Origin of the sequence: Fodinicurvata halophila, assembly GCF_042651425.1 — a bacterium.
GTDB lineage: Bacteria > Pseudomonadota > Alphaproteobacteria > Kiloniellales > DSM-21159 > Fodinicurvata > Fodinicurvata halophila.
In genome coordinates this window covers 32,431-55,340 of sequence record NZ_JBHSCW010000001.1, presented here as the reverse complement: position 1 = coordinate 55,340, position 22,910 = coordinate 32,431, and the positions used below count along the sequence as shown (strand labels likewise).

Annotated in this window: 26 protein-coding genes, 1 tRNA gene and 1 pseudogene; 12 read left to right on the top strand and 16 right to left on the bottom strand. The window is 64.3% G+C overall.

The window, feature by feature from the left end:
- Positions 1-85: 85 nt before the first annotated feature.
- The 5 genes from accC to ACFOW6_RS00290 form a co-directional block, all read right to left on the bottom strand.
- Complete coding sequence (gene accC, locus ACFOW6_RS00310) at positions 86-1,429, bottom strand: acetyl-CoA carboxylase biotin carboxylase subunit (RefSeq protein WP_382419974.1); 1,344 nt, start codon at positions 1,427-1,429, stop codon at positions 86-88.
- 19 nt (positions 1,430-1,448) lie between these two features.
- Complete coding sequence (accB, locus tag ACFOW6_RS00305) at positions 1,449-1,901, bottom strand: acetyl-CoA carboxylase biotin carboxyl carrier protein (RefSeq protein WP_382419972.1); 453 nt, start codon at positions 1,899-1,901, stop codon at positions 1,449-1,451.
- A 7-nt stretch (positions 1,902-1,908) separates the two neighbouring features.
- On the bottom strand, positions 1,909-2,355 hold the full coding sequence (gene aroQ, locus ACFOW6_RS00300) for a type II 3-dehydroquinate dehydratase (RefSeq protein ID WP_382419970.1): 447 nt from the start codon (positions 2,353-2,355) through the stop codon (positions 1,909-1,911).
- Between the two features lie 86 nt (positions 2,356-2,441).
- Positions 2,442-3,077 carry a DsbA family protein gene (locus ACFOW6_RS00295; protein ID WP_382419968.1) on the bottom strand — a complete coding sequence of 212 codons (636 nt, stop codon included), beginning with the start codon at positions 3,075-3,077 and terminating at the stop codon, positions 2,442-2,444.
- Positions 3,078-3,229: 152 nt separating this feature from the next.
- Positions 3,230-4,612, bottom strand: coding sequence for a M48 family metalloprotease (locus ACFOW6_RS00290; RefSeq protein ID WP_382419966.1), 1,383 nt, complete (start codon positions 4,610-4,612; stop codon positions 3,230-3,232).
- Here ACFOW6_RS00290 and ACFOW6_RS00285 point away from each other — a divergent pair.
- Positions 4,566-5,924, top strand: coding sequence for a gamma-glutamyltransferase (locus ACFOW6_RS00285; protein WP_382419964.1), 1,359 nt, complete (start codon positions 4,566-4,568; stop codon positions 5,922-5,924). The two genes, ACFOW6_RS00290 and ACFOW6_RS00285, sit on opposite strands and share 47 nt — an antisense overlap.
- A gap of 53 nt (positions 5,925-5,977) precedes the next feature.
- Here ACFOW6_RS00285 and ACFOW6_RS00280 read toward each other — a convergent pair whose 3' ends face one another.
- The gene (locus ACFOW6_RS00280; protein WP_382419962.1) at positions 5,978-6,589 is read right to left on the bottom strand and encodes a DUF938 domain-containing protein; all 612 of its coding nucleotides are present in this window, start codon (positions 6,587-6,589) and stop codon (positions 5,978-5,980) included.
- 213 nt (positions 6,590-6,802) lie between these two features.
- Here ACFOW6_RS00280 and fdxA point away from each other — a divergent pair, with 213 nt between their 5' ends.
- The 4 genes from fdxA (at position 6,803) to ACFOW6_RS00260 (ending at position 9,915) form a co-directional block, all read left to right on the top strand.
- Positions 6,803-7,141: a ferredoxin FdxA gene (fdxA, locus tag ACFOW6_RS00275; protein WP_382419960.1), complete on the top strand. Its 339-nt coding sequence runs from the start codon at positions 6,803-6,805 to the stop codon at positions 7,139-7,141.
- Between the two features lie 298 nt (positions 7,142-7,439).
- Positions 7,440-7,937, top strand: a complete 498-nt coding sequence (locus tag ACFOW6_RS00270) for a CarD family transcriptional regulator (protein WP_382419958.1) — start codon at positions 7,440-7,442, stop codon at positions 7,935-7,937.
- A 141-nt stretch (positions 7,938-8,078) separates the two neighbouring features.
- Entirely contained in the window at positions 8,079-8,900 is an 822-nt protein-coding gene (locus ACFOW6_RS00265; protein WP_382419956.1) for a hypothetical protein, read from the top strand.
- 124 nt (positions 8,901-9,024) lie between these two features.
- Entirely contained in the window at positions 9,025-9,915 is an 891-nt protein-coding gene (locus ACFOW6_RS00260; RefSeq protein WP_382419954.1) for an RNA polymerase factor sigma-32, read from the top strand.
- Positions 9,916-9,923: 8 nt separating this feature from the next.
- Here ACFOW6_RS00260 and ACFOW6_RS00255 read toward each other — a convergent pair whose 3' ends face one another.
- From ACFOW6_RS00255 to ACFOW6_RS00245, 3 genes are all read right to left on the bottom strand, one after another.
- Positions 9,924-11,141 (bottom strand): YbfB/YjiJ family MFS transporter, encoded by a 1,218-nt coding sequence (locus ACFOW6_RS00255; RefSeq protein WP_382419952.1) that lies wholly within the window; start codon positions 11,139-11,141, stop codon positions 9,924-9,926.
- 131 nt (positions 11,142-11,272) lie between these two features.
- Positions 11,273-12,757: a M48 family metalloprotease gene (locus ACFOW6_RS00250; protein ID WP_382419950.1), complete on the bottom strand. Its 1,485-nt coding sequence runs from the start codon at positions 12,755-12,757 to the stop codon at positions 11,273-11,275.
- Entirely contained in the window at positions 12,754-13,530 is a 777-nt protein-coding gene (locus ACFOW6_RS00245; protein WP_382419948.1) for a thermonuclease family protein, read from the bottom strand. Before ACFOW6_RS00245 ends, ACFOW6_RS00250 begins: the two co-directional genes overlap by 4 nt.
- Positions 13,531-13,725: 195 nt before the next feature.
- On the opposite strand from ACFOW6_RS00245, the gene pip reads away from it, so the two are divergent.
- A complete protein-coding gene (pip, locus tag ACFOW6_RS00240) occupies positions 13,726-14,676 on the top strand; it encodes a prolyl aminopeptidase (protein WP_382419946.1) in 951 nt (316 codons plus the stop codon).
- Positions 14,677-14,746: 70 nt separating this feature from the next.
- Positions 14,747-14,823, top strand: a tRNA-Arg gene (locus tag ACFOW6_RS00235).
- A 71-nt stretch (positions 14,824-14,894) separates the two neighbouring features.
- On the opposite strand, the gene ACFOW6_RS00230 is transcribed toward ACFOW6_RS00235, so the two are convergent.
- The gene (locus ACFOW6_RS00230; RefSeq protein WP_382419944.1) at positions 14,895-15,263 is read right to left on the bottom strand and encodes a cupin domain-containing protein; all 369 of its coding nucleotides are present in this window, start codon (positions 15,261-15,263) and stop codon (positions 14,895-14,897) included.
- 60 nt (positions 15,264-15,323) lie between these two features.
- Positions 15,324-16,190 carry a polysaccharide deacetylase family protein gene (locus ACFOW6_RS00225; protein ID WP_382419942.1) on the bottom strand — a complete coding sequence of 289 codons (867 nt, stop codon included), beginning with the start codon at positions 16,188-16,190 and terminating at the stop codon, positions 15,324-15,326.
- Positions 16,191-16,512: 322 nt separating this feature from the next.
- On the opposite strand from ACFOW6_RS00225, the gene ACFOW6_RS00220 reads away from it, so the two are divergent.
- On the top strand, positions 16,513-17,850 hold the full coding sequence (locus tag ACFOW6_RS00220; protein ID WP_382419940.1) for a glycine cleavage T C-terminal barrel domain-containing protein: 1,338 nt from the start codon (positions 16,513-16,515) through the stop codon (positions 17,848-17,850).
- Between the two features lie 20 nt (positions 17,851-17,870).
- Here the strand turns inward: ACFOW6_RS00220 and ACFOW6_RS00215 are convergent, their stop codons facing one another.
- Positions 17,871-18,389 carry a GNAT family N-acetyltransferase gene (locus ACFOW6_RS00215; protein WP_382419938.1) on the bottom strand — a complete coding sequence of 173 codons (519 nt, stop codon included), beginning with the start codon at positions 18,387-18,389 and terminating at the stop codon, positions 17,871-17,873.
- A gap of 47 nt (positions 18,390-18,436) precedes the next feature.
- Here ACFOW6_RS00215 and arfB point away from each other — a divergent pair, with 47 nt between their 5' ends.
- From arfB to ACFOW6_RS00200, 3 genes are all read left to right on the top strand, one after another.
- A complete protein-coding gene (gene arfB / locus ACFOW6_RS00210; protein WP_382419936.1) occupies positions 18,437-18,862 on the top strand; it encodes an alternative ribosome rescue aminoacyl-tRNA hydrolase ArfB in 426 nt (141 codons plus the stop codon).
- Between the two features lie 90 nt (positions 18,863-18,952).
- Entirely contained in the window at positions 18,953-19,576 is a 624-nt protein-coding gene (locus ACFOW6_RS00205; RefSeq protein WP_382419934.1) for a class I SAM-dependent DNA methyltransferase, read from the top strand.
- Positions 19,577-19,665: 89 nt separating this feature from the next.
- Positions 19,666-19,953 carry a DUF2218 domain-containing protein gene (locus ACFOW6_RS00200; protein ID WP_382419932.1) on the top strand — a complete coding sequence of 96 codons (288 nt, stop codon included), beginning with the start codon at positions 19,666-19,668 and terminating at the stop codon, positions 19,951-19,953.
- A gap of 8 nt (positions 19,954-19,961) precedes the next feature.
- On the opposite strand, the gene ACFOW6_RS00195 is transcribed toward ACFOW6_RS00200, so the two are convergent.
- The 3 genes and pseudogenes from ACFOW6_RS00195 to ACFOW6_RS00185 all read right to left on the bottom strand — a co-directional run.
- Complete coding sequence (locus tag ACFOW6_RS00195) at positions 19,962-20,741, bottom strand: ABC transporter ATP-binding protein (RefSeq protein ID WP_382420998.1); 780 nt, start codon at positions 20,739-20,741, stop codon at positions 19,962-19,964.
- Positions 20,738-21,292 (bottom strand): FecCD family ABC transporter permease, encoded by a 555-nt coding sequence (locus tag ACFOW6_RS00190; RefSeq protein ID WP_382420997.1) that lies wholly within the window; start codon positions 21,290-21,292, stop codon positions 20,738-20,740. Before ACFOW6_RS00190 ends, ACFOW6_RS00195 begins: the two co-directional genes overlap by 4 nt.
- 79 nt (positions 21,293-21,371) lie before the next feature.
- Positions 21,372-21,641: pseudogene (locus tag ACFOW6_RS00185) on the bottom strand (iron chelate uptake ABC transporter family permease subunit); the annotation flags it as partial.
- Between ACFOW6_RS00185 and ACFOW6_RS00180 the strand changes: the two are divergent.
- Complete coding sequence (locus ACFOW6_RS00180) at positions 21,597-21,776, top strand: hypothetical protein (RefSeq protein ID WP_382421013.1); 180 nt, start codon at positions 21,597-21,599, stop codon at positions 21,774-21,776. The pseudogene ACFOW6_RS00185 and the gene ACFOW6_RS00180 overlap by 45 nt on opposite strands.
- 4 nt (positions 21,777-21,780) lie before the next feature.
- On the opposite strand, the gene ACFOW6_RS00175 is transcribed toward ACFOW6_RS00180, so the two are convergent.
- A complete protein-coding gene (locus ACFOW6_RS00175; RefSeq protein WP_382419930.1) occupies positions 21,781-22,896 on the bottom strand; it encodes an ABC transporter substrate-binding protein in 1,116 nt (371 codons plus the stop codon).
- Between the last annotated feature and the right edge of the window lie 14 nt (positions 22,897-22,910).

Here is a 22,910-nt window from a genome sequence, read left to right as displayed (position 1 = left end):
GCCTGCAAGGCCTTTTTCGCCACCCCCGGGTGAAACCGGTCATCTGACTGCGAGCTGCTCTGTGGGGGGCCGTGTGGCAGGTGCGTCAGTCGCGTTCACCCATCCAGTGTTCCAGCCAATGGATGTCGTAGTCTCCATTGATGAAATCGGGGTCGTTCACGAGATCCCGGTGGAGCGGCAAGGTGGTCTCGATGCCTTCGATCACCATCTCCCCCAGCGCACGGCGCAGGCGCATCAGGCATTCGTTGCGGGTCTGGCCGTGCACCACCAGCTTGGCGATCAGGCTGTCATAATGCGGCGGCACGCGATAGCCGCCGAAGATGGCGGAGTCCACGCGAACGCCCAGGCCACCCGGCGGATGGTACTCCTTGATCTGGCCCGGCGAAGGGGCAAATGTCTTGGGGTGCTCGGCGTTGATCCGGCACTCCACGGCATGACCGGAGAAGGAAACGTCCTCCTGCGAGAAGGGCAGTGGATGACCGGCCGCCACCCGGATCTGCTCGCGCACCAGATCGATTCCGGTAATGGCTTCCGAGATCGGGTGCTCGACCTGCAGGCGCGTGTTCATCTCGATGAAGAAGAACTCGCCGTCTTCGTAGAGGAATTCCAGCGTACCCGCGGACTCGTACCCCATCTTGAGAATGGCCTGGCGGGCGATTTCGCCGATGCGGTGCCGCTCCTCGGCGTTGAGCGCGGGCGAGAGCGCCTCCTCGAGCACTTTCTGGTGCCGGCGCTGCAGCGAGCAGTCGCGCTCGCCCATGTGGATGGCACCCCCCTTGCCGTCGGCCAGGATCTGGACCTCGATATGGCGCGGTTTCTGGAGGTATTTCTCCAGGTAGACCTCGTCGTTGCCGAATGCGGACTTGGCCTCGTTGCGGGCCATGCGATAGGCGTCCTGCAGTTCCCCTTCGTTGCGGGCTACCTTCATGCCGCGTCCGCCGCCGCCGGCAGACGCCTTGATCAGGACGGGATAGCCGGCATCGCCGGCGATGGACCGGGCATCCTCGAAGGAAGTGACCGCACCCTCCGAGCCGGGAACCACCGGCAGGCCCAGTTCCTTGGCGGCAACCTTGGCGCGCACCTTGTCGCCCATCATCGCGATGTGCTCCGAGGTCGGACCGATGAAGGTGATGCCATGTTCCTCCACCATCTCCGCGAAGCGGGCGTTCTCGGACAGGAAGCCGACGCCGGGATGGATGGCGTCGGCGCCGGTCAGCGTGGCGCTGGAGAGGATGGCTGGGATGTTCAGGTAGCTCTTGCTTGAGGGCGGCGGGCCGATGCACACGCTTTCATCGGCCAGGCGCACGTGCATGGCATCGGCGTCGGCCGTGGAGTGCACGGCCACCGTCGCAATTCCCATTTCACGGCAGGCGCGATGGATGCGAAGGGCGATTTCTCCGCGGTTGGCTATCAGGACCTTTTCGAACACGTTCTGCTGTCCTGTCCGCTTATTCGATCACGATCAAGGGTTCGTCGAATTCCACTGGGTGGCCATCATCGACGAGAATCTTGCGCACCACCCCGGACACCGGCGAGGGCAGGGTGTTCATGACTTTCATGGCCTCGACGATCAACAGGGTCTGGCCTTCGGTAACCTTGTCTCCGACGGATACATACGGTGCCGCCCCGGGTTCGGGGGAAAGGTAGATCGTGCCGACCATGGGGGAGGCGACGACATGGCCGGTTTCCTGTGGCTCTTCGAGGTCCGCGCCGGCCGTTGGCGCAGGGGGCGCGGCCGGCGTCCCGGCCGCCGCCGGTGCAGAGGCGACAACGGTCTGGTTTTTGGCGACCCGGATGCGGGCATCGCCCGATTCCACCTCGATCTCGCTCAGGCCTGTCTCTTCGAGGATTCCCGCAAGCTTGCGTACAGCGTCTTCATCGAACGGAAATTTACCCGTCATTCCTGACTCAACCTTTCAGTTTCTGTGCGAGCGCCTGAAGGGCGAGGCGATAGCCTTCAACCCCCAGTCCGCAGATCACGCCTTCGGCCACCGCACTGATGTAGGAGTGGTGACGGAAGCTTTCGCGCCTATGGATATTCGAGAGATGAACCTCGATCAACGGCAAGCCCACCGCCGAGACGGCATCGCGAAGAGCGACGGAGGTATGGCTGTAGCCTGCCGGATTGAGAACGAGCCCCTGGGCCGAGTCGCGAGCTTCCTGGACCCAATCCACCAGTTCGCCTTCGCGGTTGGACTGTCGGCAGTCCACCGACAGGCCCAGGGCTTCGCCGCTGGTGCGGCAGAATTCCTCCAGCTCGGCCAGTGTCGTGCGCCCGTAGACTTCCGGTTCGCGCGTGCCAAGCAGATTGAGGTTGGGGCCATTCAGGACCAGGATATGCGGCAAGCGTGCCAAGAAGCTCTCCCACCCGAAAAATAGAGCGCGCAAGCGTTATCACGACCGCGCGGGCAGGGCAACTCTGACGCGTCGGGGCCGGCGACTCAGTCGGCCTGGTCCTCCAGCATGGATTCCAGCCGGTCCGCCGGCAGGGCACCGGGGATCACGGCTGAGGGCGTGACGAAGGTCGGCGTGGAATTGATGTTCAGATTCTCCGCCAGTGCATAGTTCCTGCGAAGTTCCTCGTCGATATGCGGGCTGCCCATGTCCTCGCGCAGTTGTTCCGTGTCCAGGCCGGCCTCTTCGGCGATGTCCATGATCCGGTTCTCATCGAGCTGCCCGCGATGCGCCATCAGGGCCCAGTGCAGCTCCTCGTAGCGATCCTGTTCGCGGGCCGCCAGGGCAGCGCGTGCGGCGGTCATCGAGGCCTGACCGAGAATGGGGAACTCCTTCATCACCAACCGCACCTCGGCGTTGCGTTCCAGCAGCTGCTGCAGGCCTGGCGAGGCTTCCTTGCAGTAGCCGCACTGGTAGTCGAAGAATTCCACCAGGGTCAGCTGGCCGTCCGGGTTGCCAAGCACCGGTGTGGTTTGATCGCGGAACAGCGCGTCCCGATTCTCCTCAAGTGCCTGCTGCCGGCTCCGCTGTGCTTCCTCCTGCTTTCGCGTCTCCAGAACCTCCAGGGCGCGCAGGATGATCTCCGGGTTCTCCAGAATGTAGTTCTCCACCACACGTTCCATGGCACTGCGTTCGGCCTCCGACAGCGGCGTGGAACTGTCCTGGGCAAGGCCGGAAGCGGGCAGGCAGAAAGCGAAAAGACCGGCGCTCAGCAGCGCGGGAATGGCTCTGAAAATGGTTTTTCTCCCGATGACTTTCCGTGGGGTCGGTTGGTTCAGTTCTGCTCGTCGGCGCGCCGTGAGGCCGCCTCGGACAGGTCGCTGGCACGCAGCCATGCCGGAGTGCTGTTGTCCAGGAGTTTCTTTGCGCGCTCGGCCTGGCCGACGGCTTCACGCCACTCGGCGCGGGCGTAGTTCATCTCGGCCAGGGCCAGGGCGGCGCGGCCCTTGTCACCCTGGCGCCCGCGAGCGATGGCCGTCAGGCGCCAGGCCGTGGGATTGTCGTCTTCCCTGGCCCTGACCTTTGCCAGGTTCTCGAGGGCGGCCTCATTCATCTCGGGGCGATCCAGGTGAACCTGGACCTGGGCCAGGGACAGCCGGATAAGCGGCTCCTCGGGCAGCAGTTCCGTGGCGGTGCGGTAGTCGGGCAGAGCTTCCTCAAGCCGCCCATGCTCCATCAGCATCTGGCCGCGCATCTCGTGAAAGAAGGCGTCGTTGGGATGCTCCTCGATCAGGGCGCCCATGCCATCAAGGGCACGCTCCAGTCGGCCGTTGCGGTAGTCGGAGATGGCCCGGGCATAGCGCGCCGGCACGGAGGTGTCGCTCTCGGGATAACGGCGCTGGACCCGGCGCTCGGATTCCAGAAAGCCGGACAGCTTGGCCCGCATGCGGGCATGCATCCGGGCCAGTTCGGGCTCGATGTCGCCGGCTTCGCCGGAGTATTCCCGAACGGCCTGCTCCAGGGCCCTGACACGGTCCCGGGTCATCGGGTGGGTACGCAGGTATGGTTCCTGGCTGCTGCTCATCAGGGCTTCCTGGTCTTCCATGATCTGCATGAAATCGAGCAGGCCCTGAGGGCTGTAGCCGGCACTGCGCATGTAGTCTATGGCTGCCTGATCGGCGGCGTTCTCCTGGCCGCGCGTGAAGGACAGCAGACCGCGCAGAGCCATGTCCTGGCCGATGATGCTGCCGGCCGCTGCGGCCCCGCTTTCGCCCGTGGCCAGGCCCGCCCCCAGGCCCAGCAGGGCGCCGGCAATGGCCTTGAGAGTGGCGTTGCGCACCTGGTCGCCGCGCGAGAAGGTGTGGCCTGCCGCGATGTGGCCCGTCTCGTGCGCGATGACGCCCATCAGCTGGGTGGGCTCTTCCGTACGCAGGATCAGCCCGGTGTTCAGGAACATCTTGCCGCCGGGCACCACGAAGGCGTTGAGTGTATCCTCCTCGATCAGGAATATCTCCAGGGTATTGGGATTCAGCCCTGCGGCTTGAAAGAGTGGCGTCGCAAAGGTACGCACGCTATGTTCGATCTCTGCATCGCGGATAACCGTGACGCCCTGGGCCCACGCCGTGGCGGACGTCCAGACCAACAATCCCAGAAGCAAGGCAAAGATCTTGATGAAACGCATCCGCTCGACCCGGACCACCGTTATTCCCTCGGACAAGTCTAGTAAGGCTCTGATCCCAACTCAACGCAAGTTGCGTGGCGGAATTGTGGCGCTTTGCCTCATCACGCTCACGGCCTGCGGTTCCGTTCAGGAACCGGGAGAACGCCAGGCGGTCGAAGGCTTTGCGGGACTGGTTGCGGCCGACGAACCGCAGGCTGCAGTGGTGGGCCGGGACGTTCTCTCGGACAATGGCAGCGCCGCCGATGCCGCCGTGGCCATGGGCTTTGCCATGGGCGCGACCATGCCGTCGCGGGCCAACCCCGGCGGCGGCGGTGTCTGTGTTTCCTATCTTGGCAGCGAACGCGATGCCGTCTCGGTGACCTTCCTGCCTCAGGCCTCCGGCGGGGCCACCCCGGCTCCGGCCATGAGCCGGGGACTGGCGCTGCTTCACGCGCTTCACGGCGCCACCAACTGGGAGGAGCTGCTGGTGCCGGTGGAGAACCTCGCCCGTCGCGGCGTTCCCGTCAGCCGGGCCTTCGCCAGGGATATCAATGAAGCGGCCGAGCAAATTCCCGAGGAGTCGCAGCTGGGACGCCTGCTGCGCCGCGAGGATGGTTCGCTGCTGCGGGAAGGCGACAAGCTTGTGCAGCCCGGCCTGGCCGGGCTGTTGGGCAACCTGAGGCGCCAGGGAGTCGGATACAGTGCCGGCAATACGCTGGCGACCCTGCTGGAGGACGCCGCAAACCGGGCGCAGCTGGACCTGAGCGCGGAGGCCGTACGTAGCGTACGCCCGCTGAGGGAGGTGCCGCAGGAGATCGAGGTCGACAACGACAAGCTGTTCCTGCCCGCCGGCCCCTTCGAGGACCGGCCCCTGCGCCAGCGGTTGGTCCGGGCGTTGAACGAGGGCGAAGCCAATGCCACGGCCTACAGGGGGCGTGACGTACCCTCGGCAGGTCTGGTCGTGGCCGATCGCTTTGGCAGTGCCGTGGCCTGCGAATTCTCCATGGGCGCCCTGTTCGGCAAGCAGGTGCTGCTGGAGGACAGCGGCATCATCGCTGCCGAACCGGTGCAGGGCGAAGCCCTGGATTCTCTGACAACAGCCGTCATCGGCAACCAGAACATACCGCGTTCACGGCTCGCACTTGCCGCGGGAGGCGGGGATTCCGCAGGTGCGGCCGCCCACGTCATCAGCGGCGTGCTCGAACGGGACGAACCACTGGATGCGGCACTCTCCGGCTTGCCGGGCGAAGCTCGCCGCAGCCTGATCAACGCCATCTACTGTCCCACGGGGGCCACGGGCTCCGGGTCGGGCAGCTGTCGCGTGGCGCGTGATGCCCACAGCGATGGCCTGTCCTTCCTGGTCCGCTAGGTGGGACGCGCCTTCTGGGGGCCGGCCACGGCCAGCTGTTCCCTGGCCGGTGTTCACGCCCTGCGGAGGATGACGGAGAGATTGTTGGCAGGCATCTCCACGGTTCTCTCATGGGTGAAGCCGCGCGCTTCGGCCTCCTCGCAGACCGTCTCCAGATCGCGCAGGCCCCAGAGCGGATTGCTCTGCTTCAACTGGGCATCGAAAGCGGCGTTGCTCTGGCTGGTATGGCCGCCCCCGCGCCTGTAGGGTCCATAGAGGTATAGGGGGGCAGCTCGTGGCAACAGCTGCGCCGCGCCCTCGAACAGCCCCAGGCAGGCCTGCCAGGGGGCGATATGGATCATGTTGATGCAGACAATGGCCTGCAGCCCACCTGTGTTGTCCAGTGTGGCGGGCCAGTCCGGGTCGCTCACGTCCACAGCACGCGGCGATTGGACGTTGGGCAGGCCGGCGTCGGCGAGGTGCTCGGCAATGCTGGCTCGGGCCTCTGGTGCGGGATCGCTGGGAATCCAGGTCAGAGCCGGGAAGCGACCAGCAAAGTGGATTACATGCTCGCCGCTGCCGCTGGCGACCTCCAGCACTTGCCCTGAGTCCGGCAAGGTCGTGGCCAGGACATCGGTGATGGGAGCACGATTGCGCAGTGCGGCTGGACTGTGCTGTTTGGTCATGCGGAGCAATATTCCCTTTGTTTTGAGTGTGAATATTGATTTTGAACAAGCAAATATCGTATTTTCTGGACAAGGGGGCTTGAGTGAACCCTGTGTTCGGGTAGAAAGAACCCCGATCTGTTTTGTGAGGTGTTTAGACGACGCCGCCTAGAGATTATATAAACGGATATCAGAGTAGCAGCGCGACCTCGGTCGCGACAGGAGAGAAGAAGCATGACCTACGTGGTGACGGAAGCCTGCATCAAGTGCAAGTACATGGATTGTGTGGAGGTTTGTCCCGTCGACTGCTTCTACGAAGGCGAAAACATGCTGGTCATTCACCCCGACGAGTGCATTGACTGCGGTGTTTGCGAGCCTGAATGCCCACCTGAAGCCATCCTGCCGGACAGTGATCCCGAAGCGGACAAGTGGCTGGAGCTGAACAAGGACTACAGTGAGCAGTGGCCGAACATCATAGCCAAGGGTGAAGCCCCTACCGACGCCGACAAACACCTGGGCGAGGAGAACAAGTACGAGAAGTACTTCACGTCGAATCCGGGTCAGAGTGAATAGCTCCGTCCACTCTGGAGCGCGTACGTGCGCTTCGCCATTTTGCAGGTGCGTTGTATTTTAGGGCTGAGTGTAGTATATTTGCAAAAGATGGTGGCCGCGTTGAGTGTGCCATTCTTTTTTGCAGACAGCTGAGCCTTTGATCCTGCATCTCGCTAACAGATAAGCCTGACGGCGGCAAGTACGTGTTTCCGCGTCCGGGCCCAATGCTTATTTGTCTGACGAAACGCCGGATACTCCTGGCCCATGGCTGTCGCTATGCGGTGTACCGCAAGCCGTTATACGGAGACAGAAGCGAAAGATGGCGAAGAAACTGGAGTTCTCGGCGGGTGATTTCGTGGTTTACCCGACCCACGGGGTTGGGCGCGTTCTTGAGGTCGAACAGCAGGATATTTCCGGATTCAAGGTCGAACTGATCGTGATCAAGTTTGAGCATGACCGCATGATCCTGCGTGTGCCTGTGGAGAAGGCGCACAAGTCGGGCCTGCGCAAGCTGTCTTCCAAGAAGATCATGGAATCGGCACTGACGACCCTCAAGGGGCGCAGTCGCGCCAAGCGCACCATGTGGAGCCGCCGCGCCCAGGAATACGAGGCGAAGATCAACTCCGGCGATCCCGTGTCCATTGCCGAGGTTGTCCGCGACCTGCACCGTGCCGACGACCAGCCCGAGCAGTCCTACAGCGAGCGCCAGATGTACCAGGCGGCGCTGGATCGGCTGGCCCGGGAGTTTGCGGCCCTGGAGCAGATCGACGAAGCCGCGGCGGCGGAAAGACTCGAGAGCATGCTGAAGGCGGCCTGAACCCGGCGTTCTGTTGCGGCATGATCGCTGCACCCCACCTTTGGCGCCGGAGCGAGATCTGTCCTGTGGATAGCTGCTCTCTGTGCAGTGGCCGGCGATGCTGATACCCTTGTCGCTGGGACCGAGTCGCGACAAGACAGCATGGCAAACAACGGCGGCGAGATGAGCAGCGGGCAGATTTTCGGGGAACTGAGCAATACACAGCGCGTCTGGGCCGTTGCTTCCATTCATGGCGAGGCGGAACGTCTGGTTGCCCTGCACGAGGCCCTGTGGCCGAGGGCAGAACCCGGAGATCGCCTGGTTTACCTGGGGAACATGATCGGTCGTGGCGCAGCCTGCGGCGAGACGCTGGATGAGTTGCTGGGGTTTCGCACGGCCTTCCTGACCCTGGAGCCGTCGATCGAGGAGCAGGTGGTCTTCCTGCGTGGCGGGCAGGAGGAGATGTGGCAGAAGCTGCTGCAGCTGCAGTTTGCCACCGATCCCCGTGCGGTCCTGGAATGGATGCTGCAGCAGGGCGTCGGCGCCACCCTGGAAACCTATGGGTTCGATCCAGAGGAGGCGCGTCGCGTGGCCGGCAGCGGAACGGTGGGCCTGACCCGCTGGACACAGTCGCTGCGTTCGCGCATCCAGTCCCGGCCAGGTCATTACGAATTCATGGGATCCATTCGCCGCGCTGCCTATACCGAAGATCACAGCCTGCTGTTCGTGCACAGCGGCTTCGATCCCTCGCGTCCCCTGGAAACCCAGCGGGACAGTTTCTGGTGGAGCAGCAACGGCTTCGCCACGCTGGAGGAGCCCTACAGCAGCTACAGGCGGGTCGTACGGGGCTTCGAGAAAAACCATCCCGGCCTGGTAATGGAGGATTATACCCTTACGCTGGATGGCGGCTGCGGCTTCGGTGGGCCGCTTCTGGCGGCCTGTCTGCTTCCCGACGGGCAGGTCGTGGACATGCTGGAAGTCTGACCCCCTCTTTTCCCGCGTCTACCCATTCTGCCTGCTTCTGCTGCCCGGTGTGATCCGGTCAGCTGTGTCTTGCGTAACGCAAATAAACAAAGGTGTACGCAAGAGACAGGCAAGGAAGGATCCCATGGCGCATTATGAAGACAGCCAGACTCAGCGCGCCGGTGCCCGCTTCATTCGTCGCAGCATGGCCGAGCCCATGCTGAGCCGCGAGCATGAATTCGAACTGGCCACAGCCTGGCGCAAGCGTCAGGACGAGGCAGCGCTGCACGAATTGATCCGCAGCTACATGCGACTGGTCATCTCCAGTGCCATGCGGTTTCGTCACTATGGACTGCCGGTCAATGATCTGGTCCAGGAGGGTTCCGTCGGCCTGATGCAGGCCGCGGCCCGTTTCGAACCGGAGCGCGAGGTCCGCTTTTCCACCTATGCGACCTGGTGGATCCGTTCGGCCATCCAGGATTACATCCTGCGGAACTGGTCGATCGTGCGCACCGGCACCACGGCGTCCCAGAAGGCCCTGTTTTTCAACCTGCGGCGCCTGCGCGCCCAGATCGAGGAAGCCAGCGGCACAAGCCTGGACGATACAGGGCGCAGCAAGATTGCACGCGACCTGAAGGTTGCCCTCAGTGACGTTGAATCCATGGAACTCCGGCTGTCCGGAAGCGACCAGTCGCTCAACGCCACCCTGAACGACGAGGAGGAGACGGAGTGGCAGGACTTTCTGGCGGACGACCGCGCAGGTCCGGAGGACAGCACGATGTATGCCCTCGATATCCAGCAGCGTTCACGCTGGCTGAGCGAGGCTCTCGAGTGCCTGGACCAGCGCGAGCGGGCTATCATCGAGGCCCGTCGACTGGCTGAGGATGAGGATGTCGTGACCCTGGAAACCCTGGGTCAGCGACTGGGCGTCAGCAAGGAGCGTGTGCGCCAGCTCGAGAACCGTGCCCTCGGCAAGCTCCGCGCGGCTGTCCTGGATTACAGCCGTGCCCCCCGCGAACTCATGCAGGCGAGCTGACGGCGACTTCAGGCAGAGGATCCCTCGCCCTTTCCATGCAGGTGGTACGACAGGCGACTGGCCGCGAGCGCCAGCAGCAGGGCGATGGCCGCAATGAGGAACAGCAGGCGGAAATCTCCGTCGCTGCGTGCAAAGAGCCAGGAAAAGCCATACCCGCTGGCCGCCTGGCCGAGAGCGAAGGTGACCGTGGCCAGGCTCCAGGCGTGGCCGTGCAGCAAGGGCTCGGAGAGATGGGCGCGGGTCTGGCCCAGGACCAGCGTGACGCTGCCGGTGACTGCGGCGCCGGCGAGCAGGCTTGAAAGCGCCAGCGCTGGAATTGTGTGATTGATGCAGAGCAGACCCACGGTCGCGATGTTCAGTAACAGCAGGCAGCGCAGCGATGTGCCGAACCCCATCAGGTCGGCAAGGCGCCCGGAGACCAGTGGGCCCATCAGGGCACCGAGACCGAAGATGGCCCAGTAGATGCCGGCGATGAATATCCCCTGGTCCAGGCCGCGGGCGATGAAATCGGCCAGGAAGACCATGTGTGGCACCAGGCCGATGGCGATCAGGCCGTAACTGGCATAGATGGCCAGCATGTCGCCGCGCAGGATGGAGCGCCGGTTCGAAGCTGGCTTTGTCTTTTCGCCGGAATCTGGAACCCGGTCCCGCGGCCACCAGGTCCAGGAGGCCAGGGTGGCGCCAAGCGAGAGCAGGGCCAGTCCGAACCAGGTGGCGGGCAGCCCCTGGGTCAAAAGGGCGGGCACCAGGGTGCCGGAGAGCATGATGCCCAGGCCGACACCCGTGAAGACCGCGCCCGAGACGAGGCCGCGCAGGGCCGGCGGGCTCTGGGAGAGAGCGGCGGGGGCCGCCAGGACCATAAGTGCGCCGCCGGTCAGCCCGGACAGCAGACGCCACAGGAAGTACCAGGCAAAGGACAGGGGAAAGGCACTTGCCGCAAAGGCCAGTGTGGCCAGGAGCATGAGCGCTCTCAGGGCCGTAGCCGTGGAGCAGTAGGCGACCAGTCGCTGGCCGCAGATGGCTCCCAGCAGGTAGCCGGCCAGATTCGCGGCCCCCAGGTAGGCGGCCTGTCCGGGGTCGAACCAGCCGGCCTCGATGATGGCCGGGAACAGTGGCGCATAGGCGAAGCGGGACAGCCCGATTCCCACCAACACGGCCAGGAAGGCTCCCGCTATGGCCTTCAGCGCCTCCTTCTCCAGGGATACCCGAAGGCGCAGGCTGGACATGAAATCTCCCCTCTTGCCCTGCCGTCACATCGGCAGAGGTTCGTCATCAGGAGATTTCACCGTCCTTCGACCTGTTCCGCAAACGCTTTGCCTGCTCGAAAAACGGATGGCTGCCATGTGCCTGCGCGGCTTCAGTCCTCCACCACGATCTTGACCTGCTCGCCGGCCCGCAGACGATCGTTGGGTCCCAGTCCGTTCAAAACCCGGAAGCGGGCCTCGCGATAGTTTTCGAACGGCAGGCGTTGGGCGATGTCGGCAACGCTCTCGCCTGAGCGCACCTCGTGGATACGCAGGCGATAGGGGCGCAGGGAATTGGCCTCACTCTGGCTCAGGCGCCGGAAGCTGTAGGTGGTTTCGCGCAGTCCCCGCGAGAGTTGGTTCGTGCTTTGCGGCGGAGTCACGAACATGAAGCGATAGAGCTCATTGCCGTCGTAGCGGATGGCCACCAGCCGCAGGTCGCGGGGGCCCTGGTTGGTGTTGGCGCGGGCCACGCCCGTGGCGGCCTGCATGCCGTTGATCTCCAGTGTTTCCACCTGCTGCAGCCCCACGCCGGACGCCCATTCCCGGGTCAGGTAGTCCTGCATGGAGCCGCCCCTCTGCTGACGGGCGCCGTCAAAGATAATGCCTGCCCCGTTCGGGCCGCTGGCCACCACCTTGTCGCTGCTGTTCTGAAGGTGAAATCCTTCCGGTACGGTGAAGGTGATGCGCAGCTCTGGATGGGAAAAGCGGCGCCCGCGAATGAAGCCTTGGTCGGGACTGTCGCCGTAGAGCATGCCGTCGATCTTCGAGAGATAGAGATCCCGCTCGAGCATGGGGTCCTGAGGCGTGGTGACCCCGGCCCGAGCTGCTGCCTGCTCCACGCGTTCGGCCGTACGCGGGTGGCTTTGCATGATGTCGAACTCGTCGGCGGATCCACCGCGGCCGGCCATTTCCGCCTGAAGGCGGCTGTTCTGCAGCAGCGAGTTCAGGAAGGCGCTGGAGGCTCGGGTGTCATAGCCGGCCCGGGCCAGGTAGCGGATTCCCAGGGTGTCGGCCTCGAATTCCTGTTCCCGGCTGTAACTCTGGATCATGGCGGCGGAGACGGGGGCGGCGGCCTGGGCCGCTTCGCCGCCCAGCAGGACAGCCAGGCCCAGCTGCGCCGCACCGGCCAGCACGGACGACCCTTGGCGCTCTGCGGCATGGCGGGCGGTCACATGGCCAATCTCGTGGCCGATCACGCTGGCCAGCTCAGCCTCGTTGTTGGCCAGTGCCACCAGCCCGCGTGTGACGTAGACGTAGCCGCCGGGCAGGGCAAAGGCGTTGACATCCGGGCTGTCGATCACCGTGAAGGTGAAATCCAGGTCCGGCATTTCCGAGGTGCGGGCCAACAGATTGCCGATGGAACTGACGTACGCGTTCAGCTCCTGATCCTCATAGGTGCCGCCGAATTGCTCCTTGGCTTCCTCGTGCATGTCGCGACCCATCTCGCGCTCACGCTCCTGGGTCAGGCCGCCGGTGAATATCTGCTCGCCCGTCGCCGGTGCGGTCTCGCACCCCGCCATGGCGGGCAGTGCCAGGACCAGGAACAGTCCGGCAAGCCATTTTCGCGGATGGCGGGGTGGGGTCTTTTCTGTCATTCCAGTACCTCGATCTGTTCGGGATAGCTCAACTCGATCATGGGACCATTGTAGGAAACAAGCCATCCCCTGACCCGCAGCCGCCGCTCCTGGAGCCTGTTCAACGGACCGCTTGCCTCTTCGAACTGCGCAAGTCTCTCAGGATCGAGATAGATCGTGAAGTCCTCGCGCCAATCCGCACCGAAATTGATATAGCCGCGCCCCCGGACCTGCGCCGTTTCCTGCACCTGTCCCTCGACCAGGCGCCAGCGGCCCACGGCCTCGCCGGCGGCTTCATGGGACAGGGGGGCCAGTTGCGGCAGATGCCACATGCCGCGACCGGCCCGCCGGGCCTCGTCCTCCAGGGCCAGCAGCTCGGCCTGTCCCGCGCGCCGGGCCGGCGCGCCCTGGACGACGGCCAGTCCTTCCCGGACCAGGGCCCCTTGCAGCCAGGTTTCCGGACTGTCCGCCAGGAATACCTGGCCAGGACGATGGCCGTGCCGGTCCCTGGGAATTTCCGTATCGACCAGCCTGAGGGAGTGGCCTTGTGCGATCGTGCGCAGCAGGGCCAGGGCCTGCTCCTGCCATGGTTCGGCTTCTGCTTGCGTCGCCAGGACTGCGGCCGGTGGCAGGATCCCCGCCAGCAGCACTGTCTCGCCCGAGGCAAGTTCCAGCGTGAAGTCCGGGCGGATGCCCTTGGCTTCAAGCGAGGTGGAAACAGGCGTGTCCTCTGCACGACCCTGGAAGGGGACAGCGAGTACGGCCAATAGGAGGAAGGTGAAGAGTGTTCGCATGAGCTGTATTCCGGGGTATGAATTCGGCAAGATTACAGACTCTTGCGTTTCGGGGTAAGCTTGCCGTTTCCGGGCGCTCGGAACCATGGGACGCTACAGGCGGTGTTCAAAAGCGATACCTGCGTTATAAGGGGGATCCTGTCCGCCGGACGCATCTGTCGACCGGTCCCATGAACAAGCAAAGAAGCGGTGAGCATGACGGATCTGGATTTTTTCCCTCCCATCGAGCCCTATGACAGCGGTTACCTGAAGGTCAGCGACCTGCACGAGATCTATTGGGAGCAGTCGGGCAATCCCGACGGCCAGCCCGTGATCTTCCTGCACGGGGGGCCGGGGGCCGGCGCCTCTGCCACTCATCGTCGCTTCTTCGATCCCAAGCACTATCGCATCGTCATCTTCGACCAGCGCGGGGCCGGTCGCTCGCGCCCCCTCGGTGAGGTGGAGGAGAATACAACCGCTCATCTGATCGCGGACATGGAGCGCCTGCGCCAGATGCTCAAGATCGAGACCTGGCAGGTCTTCGGCGGTTCCTGGGGCTCGACCCTGGCGCTGGCCTATGCCGAGACCCATCCCGAGCGCGTGCGGGCCCTGGTGCTGCGCGGCATCTTCATGTGCCGTGAGAGCGAGGTGAACTGGTTCCTCTATGGCCTGCGCTCTTTCTTTCCCGATATCTGGGACAAGCTGGTTTCCCCCTTGGACGAAGAAGAGCGCCAGGACATCCTGCGTGCCTATCACAAGCGCTTGATGCACCCGGATTCGGCGGTTCACATGCCGGCGGCGCGTGCCTGGAGCACTTACGAGGGCAGCTGTTCCACCCTGTTGCCCAGTCCGGAGACCGTAGCCGCCTTCGGACAGGACACCATGGCGCTGGGCCTGGCGCGCATGGAGGCGCACTATTTCCTCAACGGCGTGTTCCTGCCACCCAATTCCCTGCTGGACAACGTGGATCGCATCCAGGACATCCCCGGCACCATCGTGCAGGGTCGATACGACTGCGTCTGTCCGCCGGTCACCGCCTTCGAACTGCGTGATGCCTGGCCCAAGGTGGAGTTCGTGCTGATCCCCGATGCCGGCCACTCGGCCATGGAGCCGGGCATCCGTAAGGCCCTGGTGGCGGCGACGGAGAAGTACAAGGACCTGGCCTGATGGGGCAGGGCGGTAAGCCTGAATAGCGTGCTTGGGCAAGCGCGTTGGCGCTGCTATAAAACCCTCAAGTGGCCCCGTAGCTCAGCCGGATAGAGCACAGGATTCCTAATCCTGGGGTCGCAGGTTCGAATCCTGCCGGGGTCACCATTTCTCAGGTCCGTTCCGGACACATGGTTTACAGTTTCTCCGGCACGAACGGACCGGACAACAGGCGCCCCTCAATCAAACCTGAGGACGCTCGAGCCCACCCAGCCCGGTAGCTGGTCGGGGCGGGCTGGGGCGAAGAGCTCGTAGTAGACGCAGCCTTCCGGGCCGGTCCCGATGGCGGCGTGGTGCGAGCCGGCGGGAAAGAACACCATGTCGCCGGCAGTGGCCTCGAATTCCTTGTCGTCGACGCGCAGCCAGACACTGCCTGAGACCATGATCAGCATCTGTTCGTTCTCGTGCCAGTGGGTCTTGCCGTCGAAATGGGCATCGGGCTGCGTCTCGACCTTCACGGCCGACATCTTGTCGCCGCAAATCGCCTTGCGTTCGGATCCCGCGCGCATCCCGGGGATTTTCGGCAACTTGCTCCAATCGATCAGCATATCCTGTTCCTCTTCCTGTGCTCTCTACAATGCCTTCAGGCCGGCGCCGTGCAGCCGGCGTCAAAGGTGCTGTCGGACCTGTTCGGCAATCTGGCCGCGGGTCGTCAGCCAGATGTCGTCACGTTCGGCACAGCGCCGGGCCAGCTCGCCGTAAGCCCATGCTCCCGCCGGCCGGCCGTAGCAATGGGTATGCACCAGCACGTCGAGGATCACCGTGTCGTCGCGCAGCTTCAACAGAGCCTCCAGGCATTCCTCGAAGTTCTCGATGAACTGCTGCGGTGTCCGCCCGAAGCGCATGGAGTGGGACAGATCGTTGAAGTCGGTGCACAGGGGAATGGCGAGAAGCTCGCCGTCCGGCAGTTCCTCGACATAGGGCAGGTCGGCATCGAGGGCATCGCCCTGCCATTCGTAGCCGTGTTTCGCCAGGCGCCGCCTGGTCTCCACACCCGCCGTGGCGCGCGGGCTGATCCAGCCCTTGGGCCGGGTGCCGGTCACCTGTGTCAGGAGGTCCGTCGTGCGTTGGATATAGTCCTCATCCGCTTCGGCCGTCAGCGTGGCTGGTATTAGGTCCTGGGCGTAGCCGTGCGCCACGATCTCGTGGCCGGCGTCCGAGACCGCCTTGACCTGGGTGGGGTCCCGTTCGGCGAGAACACCCGATGCGAAGACGTTGGCACGCACGCCGGCGCGGTCCAGCATGCGCATCAGGCGGTGAATGCCCGCATTCGCGCCGTAGCGGCCGTAGCTGTCGGCATTTGGGTCGAACATGCCCGCCGGTAGGGGGTTTCCCATGGGGCCCACTCCCGAGCTCTGTCCGGGTGACCAGGCCTCGTAGGCGATGTTGAAGACGACCGCCACGTTGCGCTGGCCCGGCCAAAGCAGGTTCGTGGGAGCAGTCCGGATACGCGGTTCTTCCATCACAGCTGACATGCTCTGGTATTCCCTTATGACGAATTATCTTTTCGCACCCAGTCTAGGGACCGAAGCAGCCTGCCGCAACAAAGCGCCCATCCTTCGTTGAGCAGCGCCAAGGGGTTCCTTGCACGAGAGGCATATCAAGCATCTGTCGCTGTCGGCATTGCGTGGGGAGGGCCTTGTTTCCACGTGTGACTCATGGCCGTCGCCCCTGAGCACACAGGCGGCGTTCCGCAGGCACCCTCTCGGTTGTGAAGGCCCTATAGTCCTGGAAGGATCTCGGCGTCAGGTCCTGCTGTGCCGATAGGTGCAACCGAGGACAGAAAGGAGCGTGCATATGTCTCCGACCACTCCGCCCACCCACAAGAACCGCATCCATCCGAACGTGCCGGCCATCGATCAGTCCGATCGGATCGTGCCATGCAACCTGAGGCAGTCCGGTCCGACGCCGGTGCAGATGCTGATCTCGACGCGTGTGCGCAAGTCACCCTTCTGGCACCTGTCCATCGAGGCCGGGGCCTGGCGCGCCACGGTCTACAACCGCATGTACCATCCGCGCGGCTATGTGCGGCCTGAGGACGGCGGCGCCATGGCGGAGTACGACGCCCTGGTCAATCGCGTTACCTTGTGGAATGTGGCGGTGGAGCGCCAGATCCAGGTGAAGGGGCCCGACGCCGAGGCCTTCGTGAATTTCGTCATCACCCGGGATGCCACCAAGATCCAGCCGATGCGCGGCAAGTACTGCATCCTGTGCAACGAGAAGGGCGGTATCCTGAACGATCCGGTTCTGCTGCGCCTGGCCGAGGACGAATTCTGGTTCTCGATCTCGGATTCCGATCTGCTGCTCTGGCTTCAGGGCGTGAACCTGGGTCGGCGCTGGGACGTGGATATTGCCGAGATCGACGTGTCACCGCTGCAGGTGCAGGGCCCCCTGTCCGAGGAACTGATGACCGAGCTGTTCGGCAGCGGCGTCGGGCAACTGCCCTACTACGGCCTGATGGAAACGGAGCTGGCCGGCTGTCCCGTGGTGGTCAGCCAGACCGGCTTCACGGGCGAGAAGGGCTATGAGATCTATGTCCGCAACGCCACGGAAGCGGCCGAGGCCGTCTGGTATGCCATTCGCGGGGCCGGCGCCAGCTATGGCCTGCGTGTGATCGCCCCCGCACACCACCGGCGCATCGCCGCAGGTATCCTGTCCTGGGGCCAGGACATGGACGCGGAGACCTCGCCTTTCCAGGTAAATCTGGCCTATCAGGTGCCGCGCAAGAAAACGGCCGAGTACATCGGCAAGCCCGAACTGGAGCGCCAGCGCGCCGAGATCGATGCGGGACGCTATCCCTTCGCGCTCAAGCTTGTCGGGATGAAGCTAGGCGGCCATGCCATCACCGACTACGCGTCCGACTTCTGGCTGATCCAGAACAGCGCGGGCGAGCGTGTCGGCTATGTCACCTCGCCCTGGTGGTCGCCGGAGCTGGAGACCAACATCGCGTTGGGCTATGTCCCCTGGGACCTGACGGAGCTGGGCACGGAACTTAAGGTGGAGGTGCCTGAAGCCTACAGTGAGGTCTCGGGCCAGCCTGTGGAGGCGGTCGTCACCGAGGTGCCCTTCCGCCCCTCGAAGAATCCGAGCGCACGCGAGCGGGCGAAGGCCGAGGGCCGGGACTGGGCCTACTAGCCCCGGCTCGCGTGTTCGCCTCAGCCGTCGAAGACCAGCAGGCATGCCCTGCCCTCGTCTGTGTCCACCTCGCCCCGACTCCGGAATCCTGCGGCAAGGCAGGCACGGCGGGCGCGCAGGTTGCGCACGTCGGGGTCGATGGCGACCGTGGGAGCGCCGGTGGCCCTGAGCTGAATCGCACGCCGGCGCAGGAAGGCGCTGCCGTGACCCCCGCCGAACATCTCCGGACGGCCAATGAAGCAATCGAGGCCGCGGCTGCCCTGGGGCAGGGCGGTCAGGTGCGGTTGCGGCCAGCGGTGTATCGCATAATCCTGGATATAGGCATACGGGCGACCTTGGAAGGTCACCAGGTTCATGACCATGCCGGGTTCGTCCAGGTCGGAGGCCAGCAGGCTCAGCTGTTCGGCCGGATCGCCCCACCAGCGGCTGACCTGAGGCAACCGCAGCCAGTGGCCGAGCATTGGCATGTCCGAGCGCTGGACAGGCCGGAATGCATAGGCGTCGCTGTCATCGCGGTTGTGGACTGGGCTTTCCTGCATGATGACTCCAGAATAGCAGGTTCCTGAGCAAGTAGAAGGTGCAGGGTATGAGCCACCTGAAGGTGACGGGGCGAATCTCGATTCCTGAAACGGAGCTGGAGGAGAGCTTCATCCAGGCCTCCGGCCCCGGTGGGCAGAACGTGAACAAGGTGGCCACGGCCGTGCAGTTGCGCTTCGATGTGGCGCACTCGCCCAGCCTGCCTGAAGAGGTTCGCCAACGCGTGATGTCCCTGGCCGGTCGGCGGTTGACCCAGGAGGGTGAACTGTTGATCGAAGCGCGGCGATTCCGCACGCGTGAGCGCAATCGCCAGGATGCGCGCGAGCGCCTGGTGGCCCTGGTGCAGAAGGCGGCGCAGCCGCCGAAGCCGCGGCGCCAGACCCGGCCGCCTCTGGCCAGCAAGCGCAGGCGCCTGGAGAACAAGAAGGCGCGTGGCGCCGTGAAGCGTGCCCGTACCAAACCCGTGGACGAGTAGGCGGGCAGGGCCGGGGCGGTTTGCCAATGCCGGGCCTTTTGCCTATGGTCGCGTGCTCATCGGCCACCATGAAGAGGACAAAGGAAGCTCATGAGCGAGAACAATCCGCTGCTGCGCCGCGTCTATGCCCTGGACGGCGACAAGGAGGAAACCCGCCGCGTCTATGCCGAATGGGCCGAACAGTACGACCGCGATACTCTGGACGGGATGGGCTATGTGGCGCCCGGCCTGGTGGCCAAGGAACTGTCTGGCCTGGTCGCCAGGGACGCGAAGGTCCTGGATGCAGGCTGCGGCACCGGCCTGGCCGGCGTGGAGCTGAAGAAGCTGGGGTTCGGCGATATCGACGGCATCGACCTGTCCGGCGAGATGCTGGAGGTGGCCCGCGAGAAGGGTGCCTATGACAAGCTGGCCGAAGCGGACATGACCGTTCCGCTGGAAATCGCCGACGACAGCTATGACGCCGCCATTTCGGTCGGCGTGTTCACCAGCGGCCACGTCAAGCCGGAGGCCCTGGACGAGTTGGCCCGCATAACCCGGAAGGGCGGGCAGATCGTCGTGACGGTGCATGAGAAGGTCTGGGAGGCCGACGGCTACCCGGACTACCTGGAGGACATGGAAAAGCGTGGCCTGGTCAGCATCAAGGCGGTGAAGGAAGCGCCCTATCACCGCAAGGAAGGCTACAGCTGCCAGATCTGCATCCTGGAAGTGCTCTGACGGATCGATCGAAGGGGACCTGATCAGAGCCTCCCCGACTCGCCTGAAGCCCCTGCCCAGAGGCAAACGCAACAATCAGGATTTGACGCATGCCCAGTTCCGAAGCCCGCGTTCGCACGGAAAAAGCCGGCCGCTATCTCGATCAGCTCTGCAAGCATTTCTCTCACAAGATTCCTGCCCAGTGGGAGGCGAGCAGCGGCAGGCTAGAGTTCGATATGGGTACGTGCCGTATGGAGGTGGAGAGGGAAGCACTCGTTCTCTGTTGCGAGGCGGAAGATCAGGCTGATTTGCAGACGGTCAAGACTGTCGTAGGGGACCATCTTGTCCGTTTCGCCTGGCGCGAGGACTTGGCGATTGAGTGGAGTAACGGGCCCTAGAGGCGGAACTAGCCCGAGAGCGGCCGCACCACATGGATGCGCAGCCGGCCCTCGGCATCGTCCGACACCTCCGCTTCCACGCGATAGAGTTGGGCCAGGTTGGCGGCAGTCAGCACCTCTCTGGGGGTGCCGGCGGCCAGCACGCGCCCTTCCTCCAGCAAGACCAGGCGGTCGCAGTAGCGCGCCGCCAGATCGAGGTCGTGCAGGGCGGCGATGGCGATTCCTCCATGTTCCGTTAGCCGGTCGCGCACGAGATCGAGGACGATCATGCGCCAGTAGAGGTCCAGGGCCGAGGTGGGCTCGTCGAGCAGCATCAGCTCCGGATCGCGGATCAGGGTCAGGGCGAAGCCGACCAGCTGCCGCTTGCCACCGGAGAGGGTCTGCAGGGGAGACAAGGCCAGCTCGTCGAGGCCGAGGCGGAGGAAGATCGCCTCGATGTGCGCCGCCAACTCGCGATCGGAGAACTCCAGGTTCAGAGCCCGTGCCGTGCTCCACATCAGTTCGGTCGGCAGCAGGGCCGAAGGTGCCGGCGGCATTTGCGGCATGGTGGCAACCTTCGCATACCAGTCGTCCCGGCCAATCGCGCTCTGGTCCCGGCCGTCGAGGCGGACCGTGCCCGAGGCCGGCATCTCTCGCGCCAGGCAGCGTATCATCGTCGACTTTCCCGAGGCATTGGGCCCGAGGATGCCGAGGATCTCTCCGTCAGCCAGGGCGGGCAGGGTGACCTCGAAGAGGACCTGCTTGCGTCCGTAGAGCGCGCAGAGTTTCTCCACCTCGAATCCGCTCATGGCTGCCTCCTCTGCCGTGCCAGAAGCACCAGGAACAGTGGCACGCCGACCACGGAGGTGAGGATGCCGACGGGAATGATCACACCGGGCAGCAGCGACTTGGAGAGGAAGGAGGCGGCGGAGAGCAACAGGGCTCCGCAGATCGCCGCACCGGGCACCAGCATGCGGTGGTCTTCGCCAAGCAGCATGCGGGCAATGTGAGGGCCGACCAGGCCGATGAAGCCGATGGTTCCCACGAAACAGACCGCAAAGGCCGCGAGCAGCGAAACGCGAAGGATCGTCCAGGTCCTGAGACGCGCAACGTCCAGACCTGTGCTGCGTGCATAGGCCTCGCCGCCGCGCAGGAGCGTCATTTGCCAGACCTGGCGCAGGCTGAATGGCAATACGGCAAGAAAACACGTGCTGACGATGGCGACCTCGAGCCAGCCGGCCTTGGTCAGGTTGCCGATCGACCAGAACACGATCTGCTGGGTGGCCTCGGCTTCGGCAATATACTGAAGCGCCGCCGTCAGGGCATTGCAGAGAAAGACCAGGGCAATGCCGAACAGCACGACGATCTCCCGCGCCCCCCCCGGTGATCCGCACCACCGCTAGGATGAGCAGGCCGGAGGCGAGGGAAAAGACCAGTGCCAGCAGCGGGAGCACTGCGGTGATCGGCAGGAACGCAAGTGTCGGCGCCAGCACGATGGCGATGCTGGCCCCCAGCATCGCCGAGGAGGAAACGCCGAGCGTGAAGGGGCTGGCCAGAGGATTGTCGAGGATGGTCTGGGTCTCGATGCCTGCGAGGCCCAGAGCCGCGCCAACCGCCAGCGCAATCACCGCATCCGGCAGGCGCACGTCCCAGAGAATGATGCGGTGGCGCAACTCCAGGCTTGCGGGGTCGAACAGGCCGCCCAGCACCTGCCCGAGGCCGAGCTCGGCCGGACCGGCCTGAAGGTCGAGTGTGAAGCACAACAGCAGCGCCAGGGCGAGCAGCAGCAGCGTCACGCGACGCCGTTGAGTGACTTGGCCAAAACGGTGGTGAAGCGCGTTTGAGGGCTCACTCATTCCCGACAGTCGCAAAATAGGTCCCCTGGAGCTCGAATGGCAGATAGGTTTCGAAGATCTGCTCCAGCGTCGCCTGGGGATCGAGCTCGGCGAAGCGCTCCGGATGGATCCAGTGGGCGAAGGCTTCGAGGACGACGATATTGAAGGGCGAGTTGTAGAAATTGTGCCAGACACTGTGGGCGCGGCCCTCGCGCACGGCGTCCAGGGCCTGGAATTCCGGCGTGTCGAGATAGCGCTTCAGACTGTCGCGGGCCATCTCCGGCGTGAATCCGGCACCGAGCCCGACCGGCTCCTTGTTCGACTGGTATTCCGACAAGGTGCCCGACGCCGTACCGATCCACACTTCAGGGTTCTCGGTCAGCAGGAACTCGGCCGTGTGCTGTGCCGTCGGGCCCGGGGCCACAGGGTCGGAAATATTCCGGCCGCCGGCAAGGCCGACAAAAGGCCCGAGCATACCATCCGCCATTCCCCAGCAGCAGGGAAAGCGGCCGGGATGGACTTGCAGGAAGACGCTCGGACGGCGCTCGAGTCCGGAAAGCCCCTGCTCGATGCCTGTGCGCCTTTCACGATAGAAGTCGGCATAAGTGGCGGCGCGGTCCTGGACACCGAAGACTTCGCCGAGCAACTCGATCGACGGCAGTGTGTTGTTCAGGGGGTCAAGGCGGAAGTCTATGAAGATCACGGTAACCCCCGCCGCCTCGAGCTGGGAGATCAGCTCGGCGCTATCCGTACCCGGACCGTGATCGCCAAGGCCGAAGATTGCCACCTGTGGCCGCAGGTCGATGATCCGTTCGACGGAGACGCTTTCCGCGCTGCGGGTGCCGAAGAGGGGGATGTCGCGAGCTTCGGGAAATTTCCGGAAGAGCTGGCGCTCAAGCTCCGGCTGGGTATGGCCATAGCCGGACATCATGCCGACCAGTCCCTCGACGGGCGCTTCCGGCCGCAGCAGGGCCATCAGCGAGATGTAGCGCCCCTCACTGATCACGAAACGCTCAACCGGCCGTTCGATGCTCAGACTGCGCCCCGCGAGGTCGATCACCTCGATCGGATCGGCCGAGGCCGGTCCCGCGAAGAAAACGAGAGCCAGCGCCATCTGGACCCGTCTCATGCACCCCTTCAACA

What these genes read in the sequence shown, in the direction of transcription:
- ACFOW6_RS00285 (WP_382419964.1), top strand. Translation starts at nt 4,566, where the DNA reads ATGAAACGCATCCGCTCGACCCGGACCACCGTTATTCCCTCGGACAAG.
- ACFOW6_RS00255 (WP_382419952.1), bottom strand. Translation starts at nt 11,141, where the DNA reads ATGTCCAGCCTGCGCCTTCGGGTATCCCTGGAGAAGGAGGCGCTGAAG.
- ACFOW6_RS00265 (WP_382419956.1), top strand. Translation starts at nt 8,079, where the DNA reads ATGGCAAACAACGGCGGCGAGATGAGCAGCGGGCAGATTTTCGGGGAA.
- arfB (WP_382419936.1), top strand. Translation starts at nt 18,437, where the DNA reads ATGAGCCACCTGAAGGTGACGGGGCGAATCTCGATTCCTGAAACGGAG.
- ACFOW6_RS00175 (WP_382419930.1), bottom strand. Translation starts at nt 22,896, where the DNA reads ATGAGACGGGTCCAGATGGCGCTGGCTCTCGTTTTCTTCGCGGGACCG.
- ACFOW6_RS00230 (WP_382419944.1), bottom strand. Translation starts at nt 15,263, where the DNA reads ATGCTGATCGATTGGAGCAAGTTGCCGAAAATCCCCGGGATGCGCGCG.
- ACFOW6_RS00245 (WP_382419948.1), bottom strand. Translation starts at nt 13,530, where the DNA reads ATGCGAACACTCTTCACCTTCCTCCTATTGGCCGTACTCGCTGTCCCC.
- ACFOW6_RS00225 (WP_382419942.1), bottom strand. Translation starts at nt 16,190, where the DNA reads ATGTCAGCTGTGATGGAAGAACCGCGTATCCGGACTGCTCCCACGAAC.
- ACFOW6_RS00270 (WP_382419958.1), top strand. Translation starts at nt 7,440, where the DNA reads ATGGCGAAGAAACTGGAGTTCTCGGCGGGTGATTTCGTGGTTTACCCG.
- ACFOW6_RS00195 (WP_382420998.1), bottom strand. Translation starts at nt 20,741, where the DNA reads ATGAGCGGATTCGAGGTGGAGAAACTCTGCGCGCTCTACGGACGCAAG.
- ACFOW6_RS00250 (WP_382419950.1), bottom strand. Translation starts at nt 12,757, where the DNA reads ATGACAGAAAAGACCCCACCCCGCCATCCGCGAAAATGGCTTGCCGGA.
- pip (WP_382419946.1), top strand. Translation starts at nt 13,726, where the DNA reads ATGACGGATCTGGATTTTTTCCCTCCCATCGAGCCCTATGACAGCGGT.
- fdxA (WP_382419960.1), top strand. Translation starts at nt 6,803, where the DNA reads ATGACCTACGTGGTGACGGAAGCCTGCATCAAGTGCAAGTACATGGAT.
- ACFOW6_RS00215 (WP_382419938.1), bottom strand. Translation starts at nt 18,389, where the DNA reads ATGCAGGAAAGCCCAGTCCACAACCGCGATGACAGCGACGCCTATGCA.
- ACFOW6_RS00260 (WP_382419954.1), top strand. Translation starts at nt 9,025, where the DNA reads ATGGCGCATTATGAAGACAGCCAGACTCAGCGCGCCGGTGCCCGCTTC.
- ACFOW6_RS00200 (WP_382419932.1), top strand. Translation starts at nt 19,666, where the DNA reads ATGCCCAGTTCCGAAGCCCGCGTTCGCACGGAAAAAGCCGGCCGCTAT.
- ACFOW6_RS00205 (WP_382419934.1), top strand. Translation starts at nt 18,953, where the DNA reads ATGAGCGAGAACAATCCGCTGCTGCGCCGCGTCTATGCCCTGGACGGC.
- ACFOW6_RS00280 (WP_382419962.1), bottom strand. Translation starts at nt 6,589, where the DNA reads ATGACCAAACAGCACAGTCCAGCCGCACTGCGCAATCGTGCTCCCATC.
- ACFOW6_RS00220 (WP_382419940.1), top strand. Translation starts at nt 16,513, where the DNA reads ATGTCTCCGACCACTCCGCCCACCCACAAGAACCGCATCCATCCGAAC.
- ACFOW6_RS00295 (WP_382419968.1), bottom strand. Translation starts at nt 3,077, where the DNA reads ATGGAACGTGTGGTGGAGAACTACATTCTGGAGAACCCGGAGATCATC.
- accB (WP_382419972.1), bottom strand. Translation starts at nt 1,901, where the DNA reads ATGACGGGTAAATTTCCGTTCGATGAAGACGCTGTACGCAAGCTTGCG.